The organism is Nitrospira sp. CR1.1 (assembly GCA_014055465.1).
In the GTDB taxonomy this organism is placed as follows: domain Bacteria; phylum Nitrospirota; class Nitrospiria; order Nitrospirales; family Nitrospiraceae; genus Nitrospira_A.
The window spans coordinates 99,823-124,010 of sequence record WIAF01000009.1 but is presented as its reverse complement, the minus strand read 5'-3'; the positions used below and the strand labels follow the sequence as shown (position 1 = coordinate 124,010).

Below are 24,188 nucleotides of genomic sequence, written 5' to 3'. Positions count from 1 at the left end.
GATATTCCATGAACGAGACTCATTCGCACAGCCTGTCCCGTGTCATCGGCACGGAGACTGAATTCGGTATTGCCAGCCGGGATCCGAACGCGGCCGATCCCGTGGCGAACTCCATTCATGTCATCGGGTACTACCCGCATCTTCCTGCGCCTCATGCGGTGTGGGACTATGAGAACGAAAATCCCCTGCTGGATGCTCGTGGGTTCGAGGTCGATGGGGAACGCGAGCGGCCGGGGCCCGAATACAATCGGCAACTCAATAAGGTGTTGGCCAACGGCGGCCGGCTCTATGTCGACGGCGCCCATCCGGAATATTCCACGCCTGAGTGCACCAATGCCCGGGAAATCGTGGCGTTCGAGCGGGTCGGCGAGCGCATCATTGCCCAGGCCCTGGCCGGGATCACGGAGGCGCGCGGCCGCGATCAATTCGTGCTCTATAAGAATAATTCGGACGGCAAGGGCAACAGCTACGGCTATCACGAGGACTATCTTGTCTCGCGCGCGGTGTCGTTCGATCGGATCACGCAGGTGCTCACGCCGTTTCTCGTGACGCGGCCGATTTACGCCGGGTCGGGCAAGGTCGGAGCCGAGAATCAGACCACCCCCGTCGATTACCAGATTTCGCAGCGAGCCGATTTCTTCGAAACGCTCGTGGACCTCAACACCATGGTGCGGCGACCCATCATCAACACGCGGGATGAACCGCATTCCGATGCGGCAAAATACCGGCGCCTCCATGTGATCGTCGGGGACGCCAATATGGCGGAGGTCTCAACCTATCTCAAGGTCGGTACGCTGTCGATCGTGCTGGATCTACTTGAGGCCGGGGCCGACCTTCCCCGGATAAGTCTGGCCGACCCGGTCAGCGCCATCAAGCAAGTGTCACGGGATGTGCTGGTGAAGGAGAGCCTCAAGCTGACCGACGGCAGCGCGGTGACCGCGATTGCGGTGCAGCGGGCCTTCCTCAAGGCGGCGCAGGGGTACTATGCCTGCCATGAACTCAATCAGGTTACGAAAGACATCCTGGTGCGTTGGGAGGATGTGCTCGACCGTCTGGAGCGGGACCCGCGTTCGCTGGTGCGGGAGTTAGACTGGGTGGCCAAGCGCTACCTGATAGAGTCCTATATGGACCGCAAGTCCTGCGGGTGGGATGATCCGCGCGTGCGATTGATGGATCTGCAATATCATGATGTCCGTCCGGACCGGGGATTGTATTACACCCTCGAACGCAGCCATATGATCGAGCGGGTCGTGTTGGACCATGAGATTTCCCGGGCGGAGATGAACCCTCCGGGCGGGACAAGGGCGTACTTCCGCGGCCAGTGCGTGAAGAAATACCCGAATGCCGTCTACGGGGTGAGCTGGACCTCTGTGCTCTTTGATGTCGGGCAGAACAAGATCAAGCGGATTCCGTTGATGGACCCCCTGCGCGGCACCGAAGCGCTGACGGGGGAGCTCCTGGCCCAGGCGGAAACCGCGGCTGCGCTGCTCGAAAAACTGTCAACCTGACTGCGACCGCCACATGAACCCTATGTCCTTTCTGCCTCATCACGACGGTTCCAGCTTCTTCGATTTTCTCAGCCAGCACCATCCCGGGTTAAGGCCGGGCGTACAGGGCCTCGCGATGCCGCGCGCGGCGCTTCCGGAAGATCTCGGCCGGCCGGGCGCTCTCCCGGTGCCGCACGGAACGACGGTGCTGGCGTTGAAATATCGGGATGGGGCGATTATTGCCGGCGATCGGCGGGCGACGGAGGGATTTCAGATCGCCGATCGCCGGATCGAAAAAGTGTTCCGCATCGACGAGTATTCCGCCATGGCCATTGCCGGCGCGGCAGGGCCCTGCATCGAAATGGCGAAGTTATTTCAAACCGAGCTTGAACATTATGAAAAGCTGGAAGGCGTCCAGCTGTCATGCGAGGGCAAGGCCAACAAGCTGGGGCAAATGGTGAAGGCCAATCTGCCGATGGTCTTTCAAGGATTGGTCGTGATGCCCCTCTATGTCGGGTACGATCTGAAGCGAAAGGAAGGCCGTATCTTCAAATATGACATTACGGGCGGCCGGTACGAAGAGTCCGATCATCATTCCATCGGCTCCGGCGGCAAAGACGCGCGCAATACCATGCGGGAACATTACCGGCTCGGGCTCGACGAAGAAGCCGCGCTCCGCGTCGGATTGCTGGCGTTGTACAATGCCGCGGATGAAGACGTGGGAACGGGAGGGCCGGATCTGGTCCGCGGGATTTATCCGACGGCAAAGATCGTGAGCGATGCCGGTATCACGGATGTGCCGGAAGCCCGCGTCCGCGGCCTGTACGAAACCATGATCGCAGAACGAAGGAGATCTTAGTCGATGCCGTTGCCCTACTACGTCTCGCCTGAACAGATGATGCAGGATAAGGCGGAGTATGCCAAAAAAGGCATCGCCAAGGGACGCTCGATCATTGCCCTGGAATATGTGGACGGTATTCTGCTGGCGGCGGACAATCCCAGCTCTTCCCTGCATAAGGTTTCCGAGGTGTATGACCGTATCGCGTTTGCCGGGGCCGGCAAATATAGCGAATTCGAGCATCTCCGCAAGGCAGGCATTCGCCATGCCGATCTGACCGGGTATATGTACAGCCGGGAAGATGTGAGCGCGCGGACCCTCTCGAACGCCTATTCCCAGAGCCTGGGGACGGCCTTCAGCACGGATGTGAAGCCGTTGGAGGTGGAAATCCTTGTGGTCCAGGTCGGGGGAAACGGCCAGGCGAACGAAATCTTTCGCATCTCCTTTGACGGCAGCATTACGGATGAAAAAAGTTTCGCGGTGATCGGCGGGCGCTCGGAAGCCGTCCAGCAATACTTGCGCGAACATGCGACGCCGCAGCCGCCGACGCTCAAAGACGGACTCCGGCGCTGTCTCTCCGCCCTTGAGCAGGTCGCCACGCAAAAAATTCCTTCTGAAAACCTCGAAGTTGCCGTGTTGGATAGGCAGCGCCAGGGGCGGAAATTCCGCCGGTTGACGAGCGCTGACATCTCCCACCTGTTCGCGTAACCTTCTCTCGCACACATGGGCGCGTCTCCGGCGTCACCGATGATCGGCCAGGGCATCATCCGGCTGCGCAAGGCAACGAATCCCGACCGGAGTCTGTTGAAGCCACCCGCGTCAGGGTGTATCCTGACAGGAGTCGCTGCGAGAGAAGGCGTCCCCATGCAACAACGAATTTTCGGCCTGGAAAATGAGTATGGCCTGATTTTTTCTCCCAACGGGAAGATCTATCTTCCGATGGAGAAAGTGCTGGGCTATATCTTTGAAGGGCTGATTCCGAACAGCTGGCCGTCGAACGCGTTCCTGGTCAACGGCGCGCGATTTTATCAGGATACCGGCTGCCATCCCGAATACTCGACGCCGGAGTGCGACAACATTCTCGACCTCGTCATTCACGACAAGGCCGGCGAGCGCTTGCTGGAAGCCTGCCTGCCGGCGGCCGAGGAGCGCTTGCGGGAAGAGGGGCTTTCGGGCGAGATCTACATTTTTAAGAACAATACCGATTCACTCGGGAACACGTACGGGTGTCATGAAAATTACCTCATGCGCCGGGACGTGGATTTCTGGAAGGTGACCGAGCAACTCATCCCGTTTTTTGTCACCAGGCAAATTTATTCCGGCGCGGGCAAGGTCTTGAAGGTGTCCGGCAAGCCGCAGTACTTTATTTCCCAACGCGCGCAGCACATCCACGAAAAAACGTCCTCCTCCACGACCTCGTCGCGCAGCATCATCAATACGCGGGATGAACCCCATGCCGATGCGGAGAAGTACCGGCGGCTCCATATCATCGTGGGGGATTCCAATATGTCGGAATATGCCACCTATTTGAAGGTCGGCGCCGCCACGCTGGTCTTGTCCATGATCGAATCGGGATTCGGGGTGACCGGCATGGAGCTCGAAGATCCCGTCAAAGCCATCCGTGAAATCTCCCGCGATCCCACGCTGAACAAGAAGGTGAAGCTGGATGACGGCCGGCAGATGACCGCCATCGAAATCCAGCGCGTCTACGTCAAGCGCGCCATGGAATTTCTGGCCGCGCAGGATCATGACCCGGTCCTGGATGATGTGCTGGACAAGTGGATTTCCGTGCTGGATCGCCTGGAAGAAGATCCGATGCAGCTCGTGCATGAGGTCGATTGGGTGATGAAAAAGCATCTCATCCAATCGTACACGGACAAAAAAGACTGCGGGTGGGATGATCCCAGAGTGTTTCTGTTGGATTTGCAATTTCATGACGTGAAACGTACGCGCGGGCTGTATTATTTGATGGAGAACCGCGGCATGGCCGCCAGAATGGTGGAGGAAGAGGCGGTGCAACGGGCCATGTCGGTGCCGCCCCAGACCACCAGGGCGAAAGTCCGTGGTGATTTTATCCGGTTCGCGCGGGCGAAGAATCGTTCCTATACGGTCGATTGGACCTATCTCAAACTGAACGGGTATTGGGAAGAGACGATTCTCTGTATGGACCCCTTCAGCGCCGCCAACCGGCGGGTTGAGGAATTATTATCGCAGGTCTCCGGTGCGCGCTTGTACCGATGAGACGGGACGATGGAGTGAATCGAGCCAAGCCCATGTCGTTTCTGGATCGTTTTCTCATCATCTCGGTCGTGCTGCTGGCCAGCGTGTTCCCTGTCGAGCTGTTCCCAAACACGGGCCCCGTCCCTCGCGGCGGGGACGGGCAGTTAAGCGGGAAGCAGGGGCAGGTCGTGGTGGTCACTGTCCCCGGCCTCAAGGAGGCCGCCAGCGTCAAAGGCCGGTTCATGGGCCGTACCGTGACGCTGTTTCCGAATCCCGCCGCCGGCGGGACGGGCTATGTCGGCTTGCTCGGTATCGATCTGCAGGATGAACCCGGCCCGCATGAGCTGTCCATCGACGCGCAATTGGGCGAACAGACCAGGCATTTTTCCTATCAAGTCCTCGTGGTGAAGGAGAAGTTTGCCGTCGAATATCTGAAATTGCCGAAGGAGAAAGTCGATCTTGATGAGAAAGCGACCGCTCGCTGGAAGGCGGAGCAAGAGCAGGTTCGCAAGGCCTTAGCGGAGGAATCCGCGATGCGCCTCTGGCAGGCCGGGTTCGTCGAGCCGGTTCACGGGAAACGCACCGGCATTTTCGGCAGTGTCCGCATCATGAACGGGCAACCCAGAAATCCGCACAACGGAGAGGATATCGGCGCGCCGATGGGGACCGACGTTCTGGCCAGCAATGACGGGGTCGTGCGGCTCGTCGTCGATCATATTTTTTCGGGGCGGGGTGTTTTTGTCGATCACGGCCTCGGTCTCTACTCGATGTATTTTCATCTGTCGGAGGCGCTGGTCAACGAAGGTGATTTGGTCAAGGCCGGCCAGGTGATCGGGAAGGTCGGCGCCACTGGAAGAGCGACCGGCCCGCATCTCCACTGGGGCATGAAGGTCAACGGCGCACGCGTGAACCCCTATGCGCTCCTCGAATTGCCCTTTCCACAGAATCCCGCCGCTGTCCGCCCGGTATTGGCTGCGCCGCCGATCCTGCCGCAGGGAGAATCATCCGCCCCGACGGCGGTCGGCGGTGATGGGCGATAGGCCGTCTCTCCGGCTCATGGTTCACCCCGTCGCGTGTCGCTTCACACACCGTTAGGATGGGAGCGGGGAATCTTTACAGCTCTCCTGCCGGGCTGGCGATTCCAGGGCCGCGGCCACGGCCTTCGTCAGCGAGTCGGGCGTGTACGGCTTCGGCAGGAAGGCCATCTGGGTATCGAACGTTTTCAGGAGCGGTTCATCCCGCCCTGAATAGCCCGACGTGAGGATGATTTTGATATCCGGCTGCAGGGCCCGGAGTTCGCGAGCCAGCTGGGCGCCCCCCATGCCGGGCATCACCATATCCGTTACCAGCAGCGCAATGTGACGACCCTGCCGGCGCACCATCTCCAACGCCTCCTCTCCTGACCGAGCCGCCAAAACATGATAGTGCTGGGCCACGAGCACGGTATGCGCCAGTCCTCTGACCATATCGTTGTCTTCCACCAGGAGGATGGTTTCCGCCTGTTCGGTCGCGGCCTCGGGCTGCGGCGCCGCGCGGGGTGGGACCGTGTCTTCCTCCAGGCGCGGCAGGTATACCGTGAAGCAGGTGCCCTTTCCCACCTCGCTCGTAATCCCCACGGTGCCTCCGCTTTGTCTGACAATGCCGTAGACGGTCGACAGCCCCAGTCCGGTGCCTTTGCCCAACTCCTTTGTCGTGAAGAATGGTTCGAAGAGATGGCCCAGGGTTTCGGCGCTCATTCCGCATCCGGTGTCACGAACGGCCAGGGTCACATAGGGACCGGGGAGCAAGGGGTCGGGCCAGAAGGGATCGGAGTGGGTGACCAGAACTTCTCCGGTTTCCAATTCCAGCCGGCCCCCGTGCGGCATGGCATCTCGCGCGTTGACGACGAGATTCATCACGACCTGCTCAATTTGTCCGGCATCCGCATGGATGCGTCCCAACATCGGATCCAGGTTGAGCACGAGATGGATATCTTCGCCGAGCACGCGCTTCATGAGCTCGACGATATCGCTCACCCGGTCATTGAGATTCAACGGCTCGCGTTCCACGATTTGATGGCGGGTGAAGGCTAACAGCTGTCTGGTCAGCCCGGTCGCCTTGTTGCCGGCGTCTCTGATCTGCGCCATGCCGCGCTGCGCGCGGGAGGTCAGCCCCGGTTCGTTCAGCAAGAGCTCCGCCCAACTGTTGATGATGGTCAGCAGGTTGTTGAAGTCATGTGCGACGCCGCCGGCCATCCGGCCTAAGGCCTCCATTTTTTGAGCCTGACGTAACTGCCGTTCGAGGTCTTTCCGGTTGAGGAATTGGCTGATCATGGCGCCCAGGTCGCAGAGTCGTCCCAGGCGGGAAGGGGCGGGGCGGAGGATCTCGGTGACGAAACACTCGATGATGCCGAGGATGTTTTTCCCGGTGGAGATCGGGAAGGCGATCGCTCCGTGCAGACCGGCCTGCTGCGCGGCCTCCCGCGCGGGGAATTCCGCCTCTTTCAGAATATCCGGAGAGCACACGGCGGCGGCGCTTGTCCAGGCGCGTCCGGCCAGGCCGGCCTCTTGTGCCAGAGACAGGGACCGGTAGGTCTGCATGAACGCGTCAATGGAGGGGTCGTCCCGATGCCAGAGCGCGTTGCAACGTAGGGTTTGGGTATGAGGATCAACGAGCCATAAGACGCCCAGCGTCCAACCTTGCAGTTCACAGATGGCGCGGAGGATTCTCGGCATCGCCTCACTGAGGGTTACCGATTCTTCAAGGGCCCGGCCCACGGCGAGTTGAACCGTGTGCATCGTTTCCGCTTGCCGGCGCTCGGTGATGTCGGTCTTGGCTCCGATCATCCGATAGGCCCGGTGTTCGCGATCGCGCAGCACATAGCCGTGGTCGACGACATAGGCATAGGTGCCGTCCGTTCTGCGAAAACGATATTCAGCCGTCCACAAATGGTTCTCCGACTGCAGGGCCTGGTTCAGGCCGGCAAGAATCGAGGCTCGATCCTCGGGGTGAATTTGCTCTGCCCACGGAATCTGGGCTCCCTGCGGGGTCCCCAGCCCTGGGCCATAGACTGTCTGGTAGGCCTCGTTGAACCACATCTCGCCGGAAGCCATGTCCCAGTCCCAGATGCCGTCTTGAGTGGCCAGGCAGGTGAGATGGAATCGTTCCTCGCTTTTCCGCAAGGCTTGCTCGACCCGGTGCCGCCCGATGGCATAACGGATGGCGCGTTTCAGTACATCACCGGTCAACCGGCTTTTGACAAGATAATCCTGCGCGCCGCGCAGCAGGGATTTTTCAGCAACCAATTCACTGTCGAGGCCGGTGAGGACGATAAGCGCCGCCTCGCCGGCCTGCGCCTGCACACGGTCCAGGGTCTCGAGTCCGTGGCTGTCCGGCAGGGCCAGGTCGATCAGCACGGCGTCTACAGGCCCGGCCAGCAGTTTGGAGAGGCCCGTATCAAGCCGGTCTGCCCAATCGAGGGAGATGTCGCGGGATTCCTCTCCGCAGAGCGCGGTTCGGATCAGTTCCGCATCGTCCTCATTGTCCTCAATCAGCAGCACGCGCATGTGTTACCTCCGCAGCGTGGGAATTTTGGAGACCAGCGTCCAATACAGTTCGAACTCTTTGACGACGGCGATAAAGCGGGTGAAGGTGACCGGTTTTCGAATATAGGAACAGGCGCCCAGTTCGAACGAACGAAGAATGTCTTCATCCCGTTCGCTGACGGTCAGGATGATGACGGGCAGCGCGCGGAGGCGAGGGTCCGATTTGATTTCTGTCAGCACCTCGAGTCCGGTCTTCTTCGGCATATTGATATCCAGCAGCACTATGCCGGGGAGTGGAGATTGGGTGAAAGGTTTGTCCCCGCGCAGGTAGGCCAAGGCCTCGTCCCCATCCCGAACCACGGTGATGCCGTTGGTGGTGTTGACGGTTTCAAACGCTTCGCGGATGAGCAGAATGTCGTCTTCGTTGTCTTCAGCGATCAGAATGTTGAATGGTCTGAGTGTCATAGGCTCCCTCTTTCGCACCCTGCCGGGTTCTGCCGAATGTGATGAAAAACTCCGATCCTCCGCCTTCACGGGGTGAGACCCAGGCTCGCCCGCCGTGCCGCTCCGCCACCTGGCGAACGATGGCCAGGCCGGCTCCGGTTCCCTCGATGTCGCGTCCCACCGCCCGCCGGAACAACTCAAAGATGCGCTCGCGCTGATCCGCTGGAACCCCCGGGCCGCGGTCTCGCACGACCAGGCCGGGCATGTCCATTCCCTCGCTATCGATCTCGAGATGCGGGGCGATCTCGATGTCCGGAGGCATCCCCGGGGAGACAAACTTCAACGCGTTGGCGACCAGGTTGTAGATGCCCTGGACCGCCCACGTCGTATTGACCCGCAGGCGCGGCAACGGCGAGTGTACGGTGATTCTGGCGCCGGTCGTCTTAATCTGGTTGTCCAGTCGTTGCAGGGCTTTTTTGACCAGAAAATCGGCGTTGACCTCGTCGAGGGGGATCTCCATGCGTTGGGCGCGGGAGAGGTCCAGAATATCCGTGAGTAATTGATCGAGCCGCCGCGTGGCCCGGATGATGCGGCGAAGGAAATCCTGGCCCTTCTCGTCAAGCCGGTTCGCATACCGCTCCTGGAGCAGCAGCGAGAAACTGGTAATGGCGCGCAACGGTTCCTTCAGGTCGTGCGAGGTCACGTAGAGCAGGGTTTCGAGATCCTTGTTCTTCTTCAAGAGCATCAATTCGGATTGGCGGCGTTCGGTGATGTCCCGGTTCGTTTCGAGGACGAGGCAGCGGCCGCCTGTTTTCATCAGCCCCCAGCGGCTCTTCACCAGCACCTCCCGTCCGCTTTTGGTGCGATGGCGTAGTTCGCCGCTCCAGGAGCCGGTGGTTTCCAATTCGGCGAGAATGGTCTCAAGCGGGCGGGGGAAGGCGGTGTCCAGCAAGGCATGGCTGCTGTGGCCTACCGCTTCCGCGCGGGTGTAACCGTACAAATGCTCGCACCCGCGATTCCAACTCAGAATGCCCCTCCGGGTATCCCAGCAGAAAATCGGGTCATGCGACAATTCGATGAGCTGGCGCTGTTGATGCAAGGTTTCCTCGGCGCGCACGCGTTCCGTGATATCGCGGGCAATCGTCGAGACCGCCACAACCTGGCCGTGCGCATCCACTATAGGAGACATGGTCAGGGATACCTGAATGGCATGGCCGTCTTTATGGACGCGCACGCTCTCGAATTGTTGGACGCGGGTGCCTGCTTTGATCTGCTCGATAAGGGCCGTCTCTTCCTCCAGCCGGTCCGGCGGGAGGATCCGGGAAATCGGCTGGCCGACAATCTCTTCGCTGGAGTAGCCGAACAACCGCTCGGCGCCCTTGTTCCAGGTCCTGATCCCTCCCCTCAGGCACTTACTCATGATGGCATCGGAGGACGATTCCACGATGGCGGCCAGCCTGGCCTGGGCTTCTTGCGTTTGTTTACGATCATCGATGTCGGTGTAGGTTCCCACCCACTTCAACACCCGGCCGTCCTGGTCCAGGACCGGTAGCGCATGGGCATGGAACCAGCGGTAGACGCCATCCGCCCGCCTGACTCGCATTTCGGTGTTGAGGGGCTGAATACGAGTCACGGTCTCGCGCCATTCCGCGCTGATTCTCTCTCTGTCTTCAGGGTGGATGTACGGGAGGCAGCCCGCGCTGTAGGGCTCGTCTGAGGGCCGTCCCGTATATTGGGCCCATTGCGGACTGAGATAGTCGCAGGTGCCGTCGGGAAGAAAGGTCCAGATCGGCAGAGGCAGCGAGTTGAGCAGGTCTTGAAACCGGTGTTCGCTGGCGGACAACGCCTGATGCATCCGGTCGCGTTCCGCCAATTCCTGTTCGAGGCGCTGATTGGTGTCTTGAAGCGCAGCCGTGCGTGTGGCCACCAGGGCTTCAAGCGACTGATGACTTTCCCGCAAGGCCTGATCCGCGCGTTTCCGATCCGTGATATCGATGAGCGTGGAGCGGGACGCGATAAACCGTCCTTCGGAATCGGTCATGGCGGTGGCGTTGAGCATGACAGGAAAGGTCGTCCCGTTTTTCCGGATCAGCTCAAACTCTACATTGTCGATGTGCCCCTCGTGGAGAATTTGCGGGAATCGCTCCTTGAACCGGGCAACCCCGGCAGGCGTGAAAAACTCGGTCATGTGTTTTTTACCGATGACTTCTTCTTTGTTGTACCCCAACCAGTCCAGCTCCGTCTGGTTCATGGCGACAATCAGGCCGGCGGCATTGAGGGAATGGTACCCGCAGGGGGACCGGTCATACAGATCCCGCATCTCTTCGGCGGCATTCCTCAGCAACTGCGATCGATCGAGTAGGGCCGCGTGTTCCTTGGTCAGGGTTGTTGACTTGACCAATTCGCAGGTCAAGCGCTTTTGTTGATCAACCACATAAGCAACGAGTGGAAAGATGATCAGGCTGATTGAGCGGCCGGCTCGCGGGAGCCAGGCTGGCACGCCGGGCACGTCGGGCGAGACGAGATAACCCAGGTAGGTGAGCCCGGTACAGACCATTGTCACGGCGGGGGAACTCCAGCGAGGGGATATCCAGAAGGTAAGGACAATCGGCAGGATATAGAGCACCCACACGGGTATGGTCCGGGGGGTCAGGTAGTCCACGAGAAAAATGCCGCCGCTCAGGACGGCAATCACCGCGAACATGCGCCGGTCGCGAATGCGAGGCGTCAGTTTCCCGGTGGTTAGCCCATGGAGACCATTCCCGGTCATGGGGCTCCTGCTGCGTGGCACACGAATCCGTCGTTCAAACCACTACAATGGCGATCAATTAATTATGCGGCGTACTATGAGTAAGAACAAGGGGACCCAGTAGATGCGATAGGCCCTAGTGAAATCACTAGGGTATTTAATTCGAGGCTTGGAATTCTTGCGGATGAAACACTATCCGCCCGGGCTTCAGACCGGTCAGCCCGAACGGACCCTTAAAAATTCGTTTCGAGGCTCGCGGACGTTTTATTGAGGACGGTGGCCGCGGCGTTCGACAAGGCGGCGTCGTGATCGTGATCCAGCGCATAGATGCGAAATTGTACAAGCCTGGTCGGCAGCAAATCAAGAAACTCTTCCAAGGGCTCGGTTGAGAGCCCCTTGGTGCCGGGATCATAGACGAGCAGGGGAATGCCGCGTGTATCCTTCGGATCCGGGCGCGGGTCCAGCGGCGCCATATCAACGCGGAACGGTAGATTCTGCAATTTGGACGGCAAGGCTTTCTGAATCTGTTGCTGAAACTGTTCGTGGCTGGGAAAGTCCATTCCCCGCTCGATCCCCTTTTCCTTGAGCACCGTGCTGTACGCCATTTTCCATTTCACGTCGCGGCTCAGGATATGCGCCCACTCGTGATGCAGGCGGCGCAGGCTGCCCTGTCCGGCTTTTTTCCATCGCCGCACATCTTCCAGCAACGACCAGTCCGTCAGCGTCAGGTAGTCGTCCATGTGCTTGGCCGGATTCGACGGGAACAGCAGCTTCATGGTGTCCCCGAAAATGTCGCGCAGATGAATGTCGATGGCCCTGGTCGTCCGGTGAAAATACACATTTGAATACAAGTACATTCTGGTATTCAAAAACATATGGAGCGCCGGGAGGCCGGTTTTATGGATGGTGAACCCTTTGTCGGTGATAATGGTGTAATGGATCAGCCGGGTGAGATCGACCGGCCCCACCGCCACCCCGCACATGTACGCGTCCCGCAGCACGTAGTCCAGATTATCGGCGGTATAACTTCCTGCAATGACCGGTTGGAGGACATTGATCCAGCGAGGAATTTTGGAGTTGTCCTTTCCCTTCTCCTTCAGGATGACATGGGCGATGTGGTCAGGATTGAGCTCCTCGCCGCGCTCGAACGGCCCCGACGGGCTGCGGCGGATTTTCTTGATGAGCGGACCGAGATGCTCGCGCACGATGATCTGGCCGAGCTTCTCATGCGAGAGGCCGAAGCCGCGCAAATAGTTATCATCGAAGAAATGACAGAACGGGCCATGGCCGATGTCGTGGACGAGGGCCGTGATGCGCAGGAACTCCTCCACAAAGGCGGCCGAGGGAAGGCCGGGGATGGCGTTGCGCAAAAACGGATACAGGTGCTGCGCGAATCGTCCGGCCACATGCATGGTCCCCAACGAGTGCACAAACCGCGTATGCTCGGCTGACGGATAGACCCAGCGGGCGCTTTGCAGCTGATAGATGTAGCGCAGCCGTTGAACCCAGGGAGAATCGATCAGGTCTTTTTCGGTGCGTTCCGACGGGTCGGGCGATGCATAGGGCACGGTGAACGACACGTATTCATGGATCGGATCGGCAATGAGGGCCGATCCGTCATACGGAGCCGGAGGAATGGCTGATGGTAACTTCATTGGTTCGCGGCCGACGAGTAATCTTAGCCCAGCCCCGGCGGCGGGGGCAAATGGGTGGGGCGTTCCATTGCTCTCGCGCGGCGGTATCTGGTGAGTAGCACATAGGCCACCGGATAAGCCAGCAGGCCGCCCGCGATGCTCAGGACCATGCCCCCGAGCACAAACGGCCAGGCATGGGGCGCCACCTGATGGTACATGCCCGTCAATGACAGGTCACTCCAATCGAAGGTGGGAAATTCGCGCCTGCCGAGCAAGGTCGCGCCGGTCCAGTATGTGGCGCCGAGGATCGGGATGAGCGTCCAGGGATTGTTGAGGAATGCCCCGGCGAGCAGCGCGATGACGTTCCATCCGAACGCCCAGGCGCAAAACCCCACCATGACCATATGAAAGCCGTATGCCGGCGAAAAGCCGATGAAGACGCCGACGGCAAACGCTAGCGCGGTCCGGTGCGGCGATTCATCAAGATGCAGAATTTGGCGAAAGAGCGATCGTACGTCGGCCATAAGGCGATGTCGCGCCGATGCGGCTACGACGGTCTTCGAAAATGTTCGTAGCTGGTGAGCGGCAGCGGTTGTGTGGCGCCCGCCTCCGTCCGCAGGCGCAGGCCGGACATTCCCGGCGTGATCGAGCCGATGCAGGTCATGCGAAACCCGGTCTTCCCGGCCAGTCGGTCAAAGCGGGATTGTTGCCGGCGAGGGACGGTGAACAGCAATTCATAATCCTCTCCGCCCTGTAACGCGATCTGCCCCGGGTCGAGCCCGCGGGCCTGGGCGTAGGCTCGACAGGCAGGTGAGATCGGCAGCGCGCCGGCGATGACGTCCGCGCCCACCCCGCTTTCCTCGCAGATGTGGCGAAGGTCGCCGGTCAGGCCGTCGGACAGGTCGATGGCCGCGCCCGCGAGTCGCTGTTCGGCCAGCCACACTCCTTCCGCGATACGGGCCGACGGGCGGTGATGGCGCGCCAGCAGAAAGCGGGCGTCTGCCGGACGGAGCGTCGGCCGCCGGCGCGACGTCAGAAGGTCGAGTCCCGCGCGGGAGTCGCCCAGGGTCCCGGTGACATAGAGCCGGTCTCCAACGCGCGCGCCGCTCCGCAGCAGGACCCGACGCGGTTTCACGACGCCGGTGAGCGTGATGTTGAGAAAGAGCCCTCCCCTGGATGCCGAGGTATCCCCGCCGATGAGGCGCACCTGATAGGGAGATCCGGCCTGCATCATGCCGCGGTACAGGTGCTGAATCTGCGCCGTGGAGCAGCTCGGCGGGATCGCAATGGAGACCAGCATGAACCGCGGCCTGCCGCCCATCGCGGCGATGTCGCTGAGATTGGCGATGGCCGCCCTGTAGCCGATATCCCGAAATGAGGAGGTGGCAGGATCGAAGTGCACCCCCTCCGCCACAAGATCCGTGGTGATGAGGGTCCATTCGGTTGACGAGGTTTTGATGATCGCGGTGTCGTCGCCGATTCCTTTGAAGACTTGCGGGTCCGGTTGCGCGGCTTGCGCCTGCAGGCTCCGGATCAAGCCGAACTCGCTGCGCACTCTGTCGGCCCGGCGGGATCGGCCCGGCGGCATCAATCCACCTGCTTCCAGGCCGGTCGCCGTACCGGGCATTGAGTGATGGCGGCAGCGATGCTCATGCAGCGGCGGGTTAAAGAGACAGGGACGGGGCGTTCCCTGTTAAGGGACGCGCGCGCCGCGGTGAGCCGGCCTTTCGCTTCGAGATGCCAGAACGCCCGGCCTTCTTCACCGGCGTTGTTGGCGCCGCGGCGCTGGCCTTGCGCGAGGGGGCCCGCCGCAAGGCGGCCTTGATGACATCATCCACCGTATCCACGAAAATCAATTCAATCCCCTTCAGGATATGTTTGGGGATCTCTTCCAAATCCTTCTTGTTGCGTTTCGGCAGCGCGACGGTGGAAAGTTTGGCCCGTTTGGCCGCGAGGATCTTCTCCTTCAAACCTCCGATCGGCAGGACCCGCCCGCGGAGAGTGATTTCTCCGGTCATGGCAAGATCGCGCCGCACGGGGATTTGGGCCAAGGCGGACGCGATGGCCGTCGCCATGGTGATTCCGGCGGAGGGCCCGTCTTTCGGCGTCGCTCCGGCGGGCACGTGGATATGAATGTCGTTCTTGGCGAAGAGGTCGGGGTTGATGCCGAGCGTCTTCTCTCGCGACCGCACATAACTCAAGGCGGCTTGGGCCGACTCTTTCATGACGTCGCCGAGATGGCCGGTCAGCGTGAGCTGGCCCTTGCCCTTCATCACGGTCGCTTCAATGTAGAGGACGTCTCCGCCGCTTTCGGTCCAGGCGAGGCCTGTGGCGACGCCGATTTCGTCCATTTCCAGTTCTGCCTCGGGAATGAATTTCGCCACACCTAAAAATTTATTCAGGTTGGTCTGATCGATGGCATGGCACTCGGCCTTGCCTTCGGCGACCTTCTTGGCCACTTTCCGCATGAGGTTGGCGATCTCGCGCTCCAGATTGCGGACGCCGGCCTCGCGCGTGTAATGAGAAATCACGTGGCGAATCGCCGTCTCTGAGACGCGGATGTGTTTCCCGGTGATCCCATGCTCGTTCATCTGGCGCGGAATGAGGTATTTCTGCGCGATGCCGAGTTTTTCCTCTTCCGTGTACCCCGGAATATCGATAACTTCCATGCGATCCCGGAGAGCGGGGAGAATCGGATCCATGAGGTTCGCCGTCGTGACGAACATGACTTCCGTCAAATCAAACGGCACGCCGAGATAGTGATCGGTGAACGTGCTGTTCTGCTCGGGGTCCAGCACTTCCAGGAGCGCCGCCGACGGGTCGCCGCGAAAATCCATGCCGACCTTGTCGACTTCGTCGAGCATGAAGACCGGGTTGTTCGTGCCCGCCTGCTTCATGCCTTGAATGATCCGTCCCGGCAGGGCGCCGACGTAGGTCCGGCGATGGCCGCGAATTTCGGCCTCGTCCCGCACGCCGCCCAGGCTGATCCGCACGAATTCGCGTCCCAGGGCGCGCGCGATGGATTTTCCCAGCGAGGTTTTGCCGACGCCGGGCGGGCCCACGAAGCACAGAATCGGGCCCTTCATTTTCTCTTTCAGCTTGCGCACGGCCAGGTATTCGACGATGCGTTCTTTGACTTTCTCCAGATCGTAGTGGTCCTCGTTCAGGACCTTCATCGCGGCTTTCAGGTCGAGATTGTCTTTCGACTTTTTATTCCAGGGTAGCTCGACCATCCATTCCAAATACGTGCGGACGGTGGCCGATTCGGCCGTGTCCGGATGCATCTTCTCCAGCCGCTTGAGCTGTTTTTCGGTTTCCCGCAGAACTTTCTCGGGCATCTTGGCGTCTTTGATGCGCTTGCGGAATTCGGCCACTTCCTCCGCCCGTTCGTCCAATTCGCCGAGTTCTTTTTGGATGGCTTTCAGTTGCTCGCGCAGGAAATATTCGCGCTGGGTCTTGTCCATCTCTCCCTTGGCCTGCGCCTGAATTTTCTGCTGCATCGAGAGGACATCGATTTCCTTCGCGAGAATTTCGCTGATCTGCCGCAGCCGCTGGATCGGGTCCACAATTTCCAGGACAGCCTGGGTGATGTCGACTTTCAACCCGAGGTTGGAGGCCACCATGTCGGCGAGGCGTCCCGGGTCCTCGAGGTTTTCGATCACGACCATTACGTCCGGGATCAGCACCTTGCCGAGGCTGACGATTTTTTCGATCTGTTCCTTGACGGTGCGCATGACCGCCTCGGTCTCCAGTGTGGAGCCGGGCTGCTTCGTCTCGACGAGTTTTTCGATCTTGACGGAGTAGTACGGGTCGTTCTGGATGTATTCTTCGATCCGGCCCTTGGCGAGGCCCTGCACCAGGATCTTGATCCGCTCGTCGGGGAGTTTGAGCATCCGCATGATGATGCCCACGGTGCCGACCGCATGAATATCCTCCGGCTGCGGGTTTTCCACATCCAGGGATTTTTGTGTCGCGAGGAACAACATCCGGTTGCCGGCCAGCGCCGCTTCGATCGCCTTGATGGACATTTCACGCCCGACGAACAGCGGGAGCACCATATAGGGAAAGACGACAATATCTCGGACGGGCAGGAGAGGCAGCTGATCCGGCGGTTCAAGGTTCTGGTTGCTTGAAAAATCTTGTTCTACTGCTTCAGCCATGAGGCTCCAGTCTGCTGGTGTATGGTCTCAGTGACGATGTTGGGCGGTGGCACGGTTCGGGTGGCGGTGATCCATCATGCCCGGGGCTAGGTCGTCGCGCGTCCTCGACCCTGGCCGCGCCGGCGGACGTCGGCGGTGGTCGGTCGGAGCCGCTGTTGCAGGAAATCGCCGAATGCAGGTCCCAGGGACGGGTTCTTCAGGGCCAGCTCCACGGTGGCGATGAGAAATCCGAGTTTGTCGCCGGCGTCATGCCGCTGCCCCTCGACTTCATGCGCGAACATCGGCGTGTTCTTCACGAGTTGCCTCAGGGCATCCGTCAATTGGATTTCTCCGTTCTTGCCCGGGGGGGTCTTGCGGAGGATCGGAAAAATTTCAGGCGGCAGCACGTATCGTCCGATGACGGCCAGGTTCGAGGGCGCATCGGCAGGCGCAGGTTTTTCGACGAGGTCGTCGACGCGGTGCAGCCCGCTGCGCACCTTGCGCGCCGAGATGATGCCGTAGCGGCTGACTTCCTGTTGCGGCACTTCCTGCACGCCGAGCACGGCGCCTTTGCGTTGCTTGTAGATATGGATCAATTGTGCGAGCCCGGGGACCGCCGCATCGATGATCTCATCGCCCAGGATGACGGCGAAGGGTTCGTCGCCGATCAGATGTTGCGCGCACAAGACGGCATGTCCCAACCCCATGGCTTCCGGCTGGCGGACGTAGCAGAAGTTCGCCAGATTGGAAATGTGCCGCATCAGGTTGAGGACCTGCCCTTTGCCGCTGCCCTTCAGATTTTCTTCCAGCTCAAGGGAACGATCGAAGTGGTCTTCGATGGCGCGCTTGCCCCGCCCCGTGATGACGATGATGTCTTCGATGCCGGATGCGACCGCTTCTTCGACGACGTACTGAATCAGCGGTTTGTCGACCAGCGGCAGCATCTCTTTCGGGGAGGCTTTGGTGGCGGGAAGAAATCGTGTGCCCAGGCCGGCAGCGGGAATAATCGCTTTACGTACGTCTGTTCTTGTCATACCGGCGATAGTATGTGATGGGGTACATGAAGTCAAGATTTCGCCGGCTCTTTTCGATCGCTGCCGGCGCGCCGCGATGCGGGGAAACTCCTTTACATTGAAAAACGCGGTTAATATAATCCGAGAGTTTTTCTGCGGATGTGCGGTGGTGTTGCAATGAACGCGGCGCATCGGTGACTCTTATGGCGACAGTTCGCGTGCCTTCGCCGGACCTTCGGTTCGGGGCAGGATGCGCGGCATGGAACGTGGCGATTTCTCATCTCGAGGGTCGAGAGAACCAGTGCTTGCTCTCCCAGGCGGTATGGAAGGAGTGCGGTGACCAAGTCGGGAGGCAGGCGGTGGGCGCCGATTCTCGTTCTTGCACTGGTGGCGCTGTTCGCGATCGGCGAGGCAGAGGGTGTGCGAGCGCAAGTGAGCGCACCGCTGGTCAGTTCCGTCACCATCCGTGGTCAGAAGCGCATTGAACTGCAGGCGATCCAGGGGCGTCTCACCCTCAAGGCCAACGATCCGTTTACTCCTGACGCGCTCCGGGAACAGGTCAAGATTCTCTACGGAACCGGCTATTTCGAGGATGTGCAGGTGGAAACGGATTCGGCCGCCGGGGGCGTGTCTGTCGGCTTCATCGTTCGCGAGAAACCGTTCATCACTGAGATTGTGTTCGATGGCAACGAGGAATTGAGCGACGACAAGCTCAAAGAAAAGATCACCATCAAGAGCCAGACCTTTCTCGATCAGCAGCAGGCGAAAGAGAGCGCGGAGAAAATCCGCCTCGCCTACCAGGAGGACGGGTTTTACAATTGCCAGGTCATTCCTGTGATTCAAGCCGTGGATGAGGACCGCAAGCGGCTGACCTATTTCATCAAGGAAGGGACCAAGGCCAAAGTCCGTCGGATCAATTTTGAAGGTATGCGAGCGGTGACCAAGGAAGAAGTGTTTAAGGTGACGGCGACGCGCGAATGGATTCCCTGGTACGGCCTGGTGACGCAGTTCAAGCTCCCGTCGCTGCTGTCGGATGCCGGCGTTCTGAAGCGCGAGGAACTCGGCAACGATATCGAGCGTATTCGTGAAGTCTACCTGAACAAGGGCTACCTCAACGTGCAGATCAGCCAGCCGACGCTGGAATTGAGCGACGATAAGAAGTGGTTCGAGATCAGCTATTCGGTCGTTGAAGGTGAGCCGTTCATCGTGCAAGAGGTCGGCTTCCGCGGCAATACGGTCTTTGAAGACCATGAATTGCGGGAAGGGTTGGGCATCCGTCCGGGCGAAATCTTTCAGCGGGCCAAGATTCGCGGCGAAATCACCCGCATCACCGATCTCTACGGAGCGAAGGGCTACGTCTTCTCGGATGTCGTGCCGAACGTGACGCCGGACAACAACGCGCGCACGGCCACGATCACCCTCAATATCAAAGAGGGGGAGATGATGCGGATCCGGGAGATCCATGTCACCGGGAACGATAAGACGCGCGACAACGTCGTGCGCCGGGAACTGCGCCTGGATGAGCAGGATGTCATCGATACGCTGGCCTTGAAGCGCAGTTTCCAGCGGTTGAACAACCTCAACTTTTTTGAAACGGTGGAAATTCTTCCCCAGCAGGTCGATGTCGATAAGGTCGACCTCAATGTGAAGGTCAAAGAAAAACCCACTGGCCAGTTCAGCATCGGCGGCGGATTCAGCACCCTGGATAAACTGGTGGCGATTGCGGATATCACGGAAGGGAACCTTGGCGGGAACGGCTGGCTGGGCCGTATCCGCGGGCAATTGGGTCAGCAGCGCTCATTAGGACTCGTCACGTTCCGGAATCCCTATGTGAACGATTCCTACAACGCCCTTCAGCTGGATATTTACCGGTCCATGACCAACTATATTTCCTACTTCGAGTCCAAGTCTGGCGCCAGCGCCACCTGGAGCCGATGGTTGTCGGAGTATGTGAACGGGAGTATCAGCCTCTTCGGCGAGCAGCTGAAGTACAGCGATCCGCAGGCGGGATTGTGCCCGGATCTGATCCCGTTGATCTGCCGTCAGCTCGGGACGCAATCGTCAACCGGGATCCGCACGTCACTGTTTCGCGACACGCGCGACTATTATCTGGATCCCCGCACCGGGTGGCGCCTCAGCGTCGGCGCCGACTACGGGACGCCCGCGCTGGGGGGATCGAACCATTTCTATAAAGTGTACTTCGACGTCATCAAGTACACGCCGCTGGTCTATGACACGCGGTTCTCGGTGCATGTCCGGTACGGGCAGACAGAGGGGATCGGGGGCCGGCCCATTCCCCTCACCGAGCGGTTCTTCGTCGGAGGCATCAATACGATGCGCGGGTTTGTGTTCGGCCGGGCGGGCCCCGTGACACCGTCGGGCTCGCTCCTGGGTTCTGCGAAGGAGCTTATTTTTAACAACGACTTTATCTTCACGATTTCGTCCGAAGCGAAGTTGAACGGCGTGTTCTTCTTCGATTACGGAAACGGATTCGACGACAACGAGCCGGTGCAATTCAGCAAGCTGCGGAGTGCGGCGGGATTTGAGGCCAGGTGGATTTCCCCGTTCGGTCCGTTGCGGGCAGCCTATGGAATCAACCTCGATCCCCGGCCGACCGAGCGTATGGGTGTCTTTGAGTTTACGATCGGATCGTTGTTCTGATGCCGGCTGTGCGTCGCGGGAGTGGGAAAGGAATTGGACAGATGCGTGGACTGCTGGGTTGGGGACGCTTCAGCGGAGCCGGGAGGAACGGATTGTGTCTGGCGCTTCTGGCCATCACGCTGCTGGCCGGCGGGTGCCGGTCGAATCACTCGACGGTGCCGGCATCCACCCGCATCGGCGTGGTCGATCCGCAGCGTATCCTGGCTGAAACCAACGCCGGCAAAAAAGCCAAGGATATGCTGGCGTCGTTTGCCAAGAACCGGCAGGCGCTGATCGAGCTGGAGGAAAAGGAACTTCGCCGGATGGAAGAAGACTTCGTCAAGCAGGGCAGCGTGCTCAGCGCACCCGCCAAGCGTGAACGCGAAGAACAGTTCCGGCGCCGGATGGCGGAATATCAACAGAAGGTGACCGATCTGAATCGCGAAGTGCAGGATAAGCAGAAGGAAGTCCTGGACGCGTTCCGGGACAAGATCGAAGCCTTGTCGGGCAAGGTGGCCAAGCAGCTGGAGTTGCAGGCGGTATTCGACCGCGGGCGCGGAGGACCGACCCTCTATTTCGATGAGGCGGTGGATGTGTCGTCGCAGGTGATCGAGGAATTCAACAAAACGTATCCATGAGAGGGATTCCATGAATGTACGCAATTGGATGGCGGCCGGTGTTCTGCCGGTGCTTGTGGCATGGGGGGCGCAGCCGGCGTCGGCTGCAGACCGCATCAAGGTGGCGATGATGGATCAGCAACAGGTCATCGAACGCAGCGTGGCGGGGAAACGCGCCCTGGAAGAACTCAAGAGTTATTCCACGACGCGCCAAAAGATCATCGACTCCGACGACCAGGAATTGAAGGAGCTGGAAAAGAGCATGCAGGAGGGCTCCTTGTCGGAGGACGCGCGCAAGGAGAAGCAAGAGCACTTCAGAACCAAACTTGAGGCCTACCAGCGCCGGATTCAGGATTTCAATCGTGAGGTGCAGGAAAAACAGCGCGGCATGGTGGCGGAGTATGCCCTGAAGATTCAGGCCGCGGCGGCGACGGTCGCGCAGAAGGAAGGGTATACGGCCGTCCTGGATCGGGGGAGCGAATCGACGGTCAAGATTGTGATCTATAGTCATCCGTCGGTCGATCTGACGGAACAGATCATCAAGGAGTTCGATCGGCAGAACAAGTAGCCGCCGGTCGTAATCGTCTACGCAACACAGGAGGCGGGGCTGATGTCAGTGATGGACAGCGTTGAGATTCAATCGATCCTTCCCCACCGGTATCCCTTTTTGCTGGTCGACCGCATTCGCGAACTCGATCCTGATCGCCGGATTGTGGGCATCAAAAATGTGACGATCAACGAACCGTTTTTTCAGGGGCACTTTCCCGGGCGGCCGGTCATGCCGGGGGTGCTGATCCTCGAGGCGTTAGCCCAGGTCGGCGGCGTGCTCGCGTTCAAGTCGCTGGGCGCAGTCGGGCGTCCGGTCGTCTACCTGACCGGAATCGATGGAGCGAAGTTCCGGAAGCCTGTCGTTCCCGGCGATATTCTGCGCCTGGAAGTGGATGTGCTCAAGAAACGCGCGCCCTTCTGGAAGATGCAGGGGAAAGCCTTTGTCGAGGCCGAATTGGTCTGCGAGGCGGAAGTGACGGCCATGGTGATGGACGAAAAAGCGGCGGGATAGCGCGCCGGATTTCCCCGGGCCGGACAGGCCGGGGAGTGCACGGGAACCGCAGGCTGCGCACAAGACCGTTCAGCGGAATGCTCGTGCTGAGGGGTGTTCCGGCGGCCTGCCAGAGGGCGAGGAGGTGTGAGTGAAGATTCATCCGACCGCGGTGATCCATCCGAAAGCGGTGCTCGCAGATGATGTGGAAGTCGGAGCCTATTCCGTTGTCGGTGAGCATGTCACCATCGGCGCCGGTACGCGCGTCCTGTCCCATGTGTCGATCGACGGGTGGACCGATATCGGGGAACGGTGCGAACTGCATCCCTTCGTGTCGGTGGGCGGGCCGCCTCAGCACATGCAGTATAAGGGCGAGCCGACGAAGGTGGTGATCGGCCACGACAACATTCTCCGCGAGTATGTGACCGTCAATCGGGCAACCGTGCAGGGCGGGGGCGTGACCACCGTGGGCCATTCCAATTTTCTGATGGCCTATGTGCATGTGGCGCACGACTGCCATCTGGGCAATCATCTCATCCTGGCGAATGCGGCCAGTTTGGCCGGGCATATTTCCATCGGCGACCATGCCATCATCGGCGGGCTCTCCGGCATTCACCAGTTCGTGCGCATCGGCGCCTATGCCATGGTGGGGGGCTGTTGCGCGCTTGGCCAAGACCTCCCCCCGTTTATGCGGGCCGCCGGCGGCTACCGCGCCCGCATGTATGGACTGAACTCGATCGGTCTGCGCCGGCATGGATTCTCGGCCGAACGGATTGCGGCGTTGAAGAAGGCCTACGAGGTGCTCTTTCGCTCCGGGCATCGTGTGGCGGAAGCCGTCAAACTGGCGCGAGAGCAGTTCGGTGCGAGCCAGGATGTCATGCAGGTCGCCGATTTCATGCAGGGGACGAAACGGGGTATTTGCCGATCGGTGGGCAAGGATCAGGAAGGCGAAGAGGAATAACGCGGGTGGGCGGGCATGCAGGGCATGACGGTCAGGCTCCCGAGGGCCGGCGGATCGGACTGATCGCGGGGAACGGCCGGTTTCCGATCATCTTCGCCGACAATGCGAAACGCCTCGGGTACACCGTCTTTGCGGTGGCGCATGAAGGGGAAACCGATCCGGAGTTGGCGCAGCACGTCGATCAGATTCACTGGATCAAGATCGGACAGTTCGGCAAGTTGATCGACGCGCTCAAGGGAGACGGCGTGCAGCAGGCCGTCATGCTGGGCGGCATCAAGAAGACGCACGTCTTCTCCACGGTCCGCCCGGACTTTCGCGCCTTGGCCCTGGCCGCCAAACTGATTCACCTCAAGGATGACGACATTCTTCGCCGGGTCGCCGAGGAAATCGAGCAGGAAGGCATTCGCATTTGCGAGTCGACCTTCGGGCTGCAAGGAATTCTTGTCGAAGCGGGCACGCTGACGCGGCGCGAGCCGAGTAAAAAGGAGTGGGACGATATCCGCTATGGCTGGGACGTGGGCAAGCAGATCGGCGCGCTCGACATCGGGCAGTGCGTCGTGGTGAAAGATCGCGTGATCGTGGCGGTCGAAGCCGTGGAAGGCACGGACGGAGCCATTCGCCGTGGCGGTGAATTGGCACAAGGGGGGGCGGTGGTCGTCAAGCGATGCAAACCCCAGCAGGATCTCCGGTTTGATCTTCCCGCCGTCGGCCCGCGTACGATCGAGGTGATGGAAAGCGTCAAGGCCTCCGTGCTGGCATTGGAGGCGGGCCGCGGCATTCTGCTGGATCGCGACGACACGATTGCGAAGGCAAACCGCGCCGGGATTGCCATCGTCGGGATGACATGAAACCAATCGCGATGGATAGAGAAGCCGGCCTCGTC

General features: G+C 60.1%; 19 protein-coding genes. 11 read left to right on the top strand and 8 right to left on the bottom strand.

The window, feature by feature from the left end; genetic code table 11:
* Positions 1-8: 8 nt before the first annotated feature.
* The 5 genes from GDA65_15490 to GDA65_15470 all read left to right on the top strand — a co-directional run bounded on the left by GDA65_15490 (position 9) and on the right by GDA65_15470 (position 5,585).
* Entirely contained in the window at positions 9-1,508 is a 1,500-nt protein-coding gene (locus tag GDA65_15490; GenBank protein ID MBA5864098.1) for a proteasome accessory factor PafA2, read from the top strand.
* Between the two features lie 13 nt (positions 1,509-1,521).
* On the top strand, positions 1,522-2,346 hold the full coding sequence (gene prcB, locus GDA65_15485; GenBank protein ID MBA5864097.1) for a proteasome subunit beta: 825 nt from the start codon (positions 1,522-1,524) through the stop codon (positions 2,344-2,346).
* Between the two features lie 3 nt (positions 2,347-2,349).
* A complete protein-coding gene (prcA, locus tag GDA65_15480; GenBank protein MBA5864096.1) occupies positions 2,350-3,033 on the top strand; it encodes a proteasome subunit alpha in 684 nt (227 codons plus the stop codon).
* A 156-nt stretch (positions 3,034-3,189) separates the two neighbouring features.
* Positions 3,190-4,566 (top strand): Pup--protein ligase, encoded by a 1,377-nt coding sequence (gene pafA / locus GDA65_15475; protein MBA5864095.1) that lies wholly within the window; start codon positions 3,190-3,192, stop codon positions 4,564-4,566.
* Between the two features lie 32 nt (positions 4,567-4,598).
* The gene (locus GDA65_15470; protein ID MBA5864094.1) at positions 4,599-5,585 is read left to right on the top strand and encodes a peptidoglycan DD-metalloendopeptidase family protein; all 987 of its coding nucleotides are present in this window, start codon (positions 4,599-4,601) and stop codon (positions 5,583-5,585) included.
* A gap of 51 nt (positions 5,586-5,636) precedes the next feature.
* Here GDA65_15470 and GDA65_15465 read toward each other — a convergent pair whose 3' ends face one another.
* From GDA65_15465 to galU, 8 genes are all read right to left on the bottom strand, one after another.
* The gene (locus GDA65_15465; protein ID MBA5864093.1) at positions 5,637-8,090 is read right to left on the bottom strand and encodes a response regulator; all 2,454 of its coding nucleotides are present in this window, start codon (positions 8,088-8,090) and stop codon (positions 5,637-5,639) included.
* Positions 8,091-8,093: 3 nt separating this feature from the next.
* Complete coding sequence (locus GDA65_15460) at positions 8,094-8,534, bottom strand: response regulator (protein MBA5864092.1); 441 nt, start codon at positions 8,532-8,534, stop codon at positions 8,094-8,096.
* Positions 8,500-11,283 (bottom strand): PAS domain S-box protein, encoded by a 2,784-nt coding sequence (locus GDA65_15455; protein MBA5864091.1) that lies wholly within the window; start codon positions 11,281-11,283, stop codon positions 8,500-8,502. Before GDA65_15455 ends, GDA65_15460 begins: the two co-directional genes overlap by 35 nt.
* Positions 11,284-11,495: 212 nt before the next feature.
* Entirely contained in the window at positions 11,496-12,917 is a 1,422-nt protein-coding gene (locus GDA65_15450) for an HD domain-containing protein (GenBank protein ID MBA5864090.1), read from the bottom strand.
* A 23-nt stretch (positions 12,918-12,940) separates the two neighbouring features.
* Entirely contained in the window at positions 12,941-13,420 is a 480-nt protein-coding gene (locus tag GDA65_15445; protein MBA5864089.1) for a DUF2062 domain-containing protein, read from the bottom strand.
* Between the two features lie 23 nt (positions 13,421-13,443).
* Complete coding sequence (gene thiL, locus GDA65_15440) at positions 13,444-14,523, bottom strand: thiamine-phosphate kinase (protein MBA5864088.1); 1,080 nt, start codon at positions 14,521-14,523, stop codon at positions 13,444-13,446.
* A gap of 37 nt (positions 14,524-14,560) precedes the next feature.
* Complete coding sequence (gene lon / locus GDA65_15435) at positions 14,561-17,056, bottom strand: endopeptidase La (protein ID MBA5864087.1); 2,496 nt, start codon at positions 17,054-17,056, stop codon at positions 14,561-14,563.
* Between the two features lie 86 nt (positions 17,057-17,142).
* Entirely contained in the window at positions 17,143-18,069 is a 927-nt protein-coding gene (galU, locus tag GDA65_15430) for a UTP--glucose-1-phosphate uridylyltransferase GalU (GenBank protein ID MBA5864086.1), read from the bottom strand.
* A gap of 315 nt (positions 18,070-18,384) precedes the next feature.
* Between galU and bamA the strand changes: the two genes are divergently transcribed.
* The 6 genes from bamA (at position 18,385) to GDA65_15400 (ending at position 24,153) form a co-directional block, all read left to right on the top strand.
* Positions 18,385-20,709, top strand: coding sequence for an outer membrane protein assembly factor BamA (gene bamA, locus GDA65_15425; GenBank protein ID MBA5864085.1), 2,325 nt, complete (start codon positions 18,385-18,387; stop codon positions 20,707-20,709).
* A complete protein-coding gene (locus tag GDA65_15420) occupies positions 20,709-21,326 on the top strand; it encodes a hypothetical protein (GenBank protein ID MBA5864084.1) in 618 nt (205 codons plus the stop codon). The genes bamA and GDA65_15420 overlap by 1 nt, the downstream gene beginning before the upstream one ends.
* Before the next feature lie 10 nt (positions 21,327-21,336).
* Entirely contained in the window at positions 21,337-21,873 is a 537-nt protein-coding gene (locus GDA65_15415) for a hypothetical protein (protein MBA5864083.1), read from the top strand.
* Positions 21,874-21,915: 42 nt separating this feature from the next.
* Positions 21,916-22,365: a 3-hydroxyacyl-ACP dehydratase FabZ gene (gene fabZ / locus GDA65_15410; protein MBA5864082.1), complete on the top strand. Its 450-nt coding sequence runs from the start codon at positions 21,916-21,918 to the stop codon at positions 22,363-22,365.
* Between the two features lie 130 nt (positions 22,366-22,495).
* Positions 22,496-23,305, top strand: a complete 810-nt coding sequence (gene lpxA, locus GDA65_15405) for an acyl-ACP--UDP-N-acetylglucosamine O-acyltransferase (GenBank protein MBA5864081.1) — start codon at positions 22,496-22,498, stop codon at positions 23,303-23,305.
* A gap of 5 nt (positions 23,306-23,310) precedes the next feature.
* Positions 23,311-24,153: a DUF1009 domain-containing protein gene (locus GDA65_15400; protein ID MBA5864080.1), complete on the top strand. Its 843-nt coding sequence runs from the start codon at positions 23,311-23,313 to the stop codon at positions 24,151-24,153.
* Positions 24,154-24,188: the final 35 nt, after the last annotated feature.

Bases quoted from the DNA above. Each gene is read 5' to 3' on its own strand.
- pafA (MBA5864095.1), top strand. From the start codon at position 3,190: ATGCAACAACGAATTTTCGGCCTGGAAAATGAGTATGGCCTGATTTTT.
- GDA65_15490 (MBA5864098.1), top strand. From the start codon at position 9: ATGAACGAGACTCATTCGCACAGCCTGTCCCGTGTCATCGGCACGGAG.
- GDA65_15450 (MBA5864090.1), bottom strand. From the start codon at position 12,917: ATGAAGTTACCATCAGCCATTCCTCCGGCTCCGTATGACGGATCGGCC.
- thiL (MBA5864088.1), bottom strand. From the start codon at position 14,523: ATGCCCGGTACGGCGACCGGCCTGGAAGCAGGTGGATTGATGCCGCCG.
- GDA65_15460 (MBA5864092.1), bottom strand. From the start codon at position 8,534: ATGACACTCAGACCATTCAACATTCTGATCGCTGAAGACAACGAAGAC.
- fabZ (MBA5864082.1), top strand. From the start codon at position 21,916: ATGTCAGTGATGGACAGCGTTGAGATTCAATCGATCCTTCCCCACCGG.
- lon (MBA5864087.1), bottom strand. From the start codon at position 17,056: ATGGCTGAAGCAGTAGAACAAGATTTTTCAAGCAACCAGAACCTTGAA.
- GDA65_15455 (MBA5864091.1), bottom strand. From the start codon at position 11,283: ATGACCGGGAATGGTCTCCATGGGCTAACCACCGGGAAACTGACGCCT.
- prcA (MBA5864096.1), top strand. From the start codon at position 2,350: ATGCCGTTGCCCTACTACGTCTCGCCTGAACAGATGATGCAGGATAAG.
- prcB (MBA5864097.1), top strand. From the start codon at position 1,522: ATGAACCCTATGTCCTTTCTGCCTCATCACGACGGTTCCAGCTTCTTC.
- galU (MBA5864086.1), bottom strand. From the start codon at position 18,069: ATGACAAGAACAGACGTACGTAAAGCGATTATTCCCGCTGCCGGCCTG.
- GDA65_15420 (MBA5864084.1), top strand. From the start codon at position 20,709: ATGCCGGCTGTGCGTCGCGGGAGTGGGAAAGGAATTGGACAGATGCGT.
- GDA65_15415 (MBA5864083.1), top strand. From the start codon at position 21,337: ATGAATGTACGCAATTGGATGGCGGCCGGTGTTCTGCCGGTGCTTGTG.
- GDA65_15470 (MBA5864094.1), top strand. From the start codon at position 4,599: ATGTCGTTTCTGGATCGTTTTCTCATCATCTCGGTCGTGCTGCTGGCC.
- GDA65_15465 (MBA5864093.1), bottom strand. From the start codon at position 8,090: ATGCGCGTGCTGCTGATTGAGGACAATGAGGACGATGCGGAACTGATC.
- GDA65_15445 (MBA5864089.1), bottom strand. From the start codon at position 13,420: ATGGCCGACGTACGATCGCTCTTTCGCCAAATTCTGCATCTTGATGAA.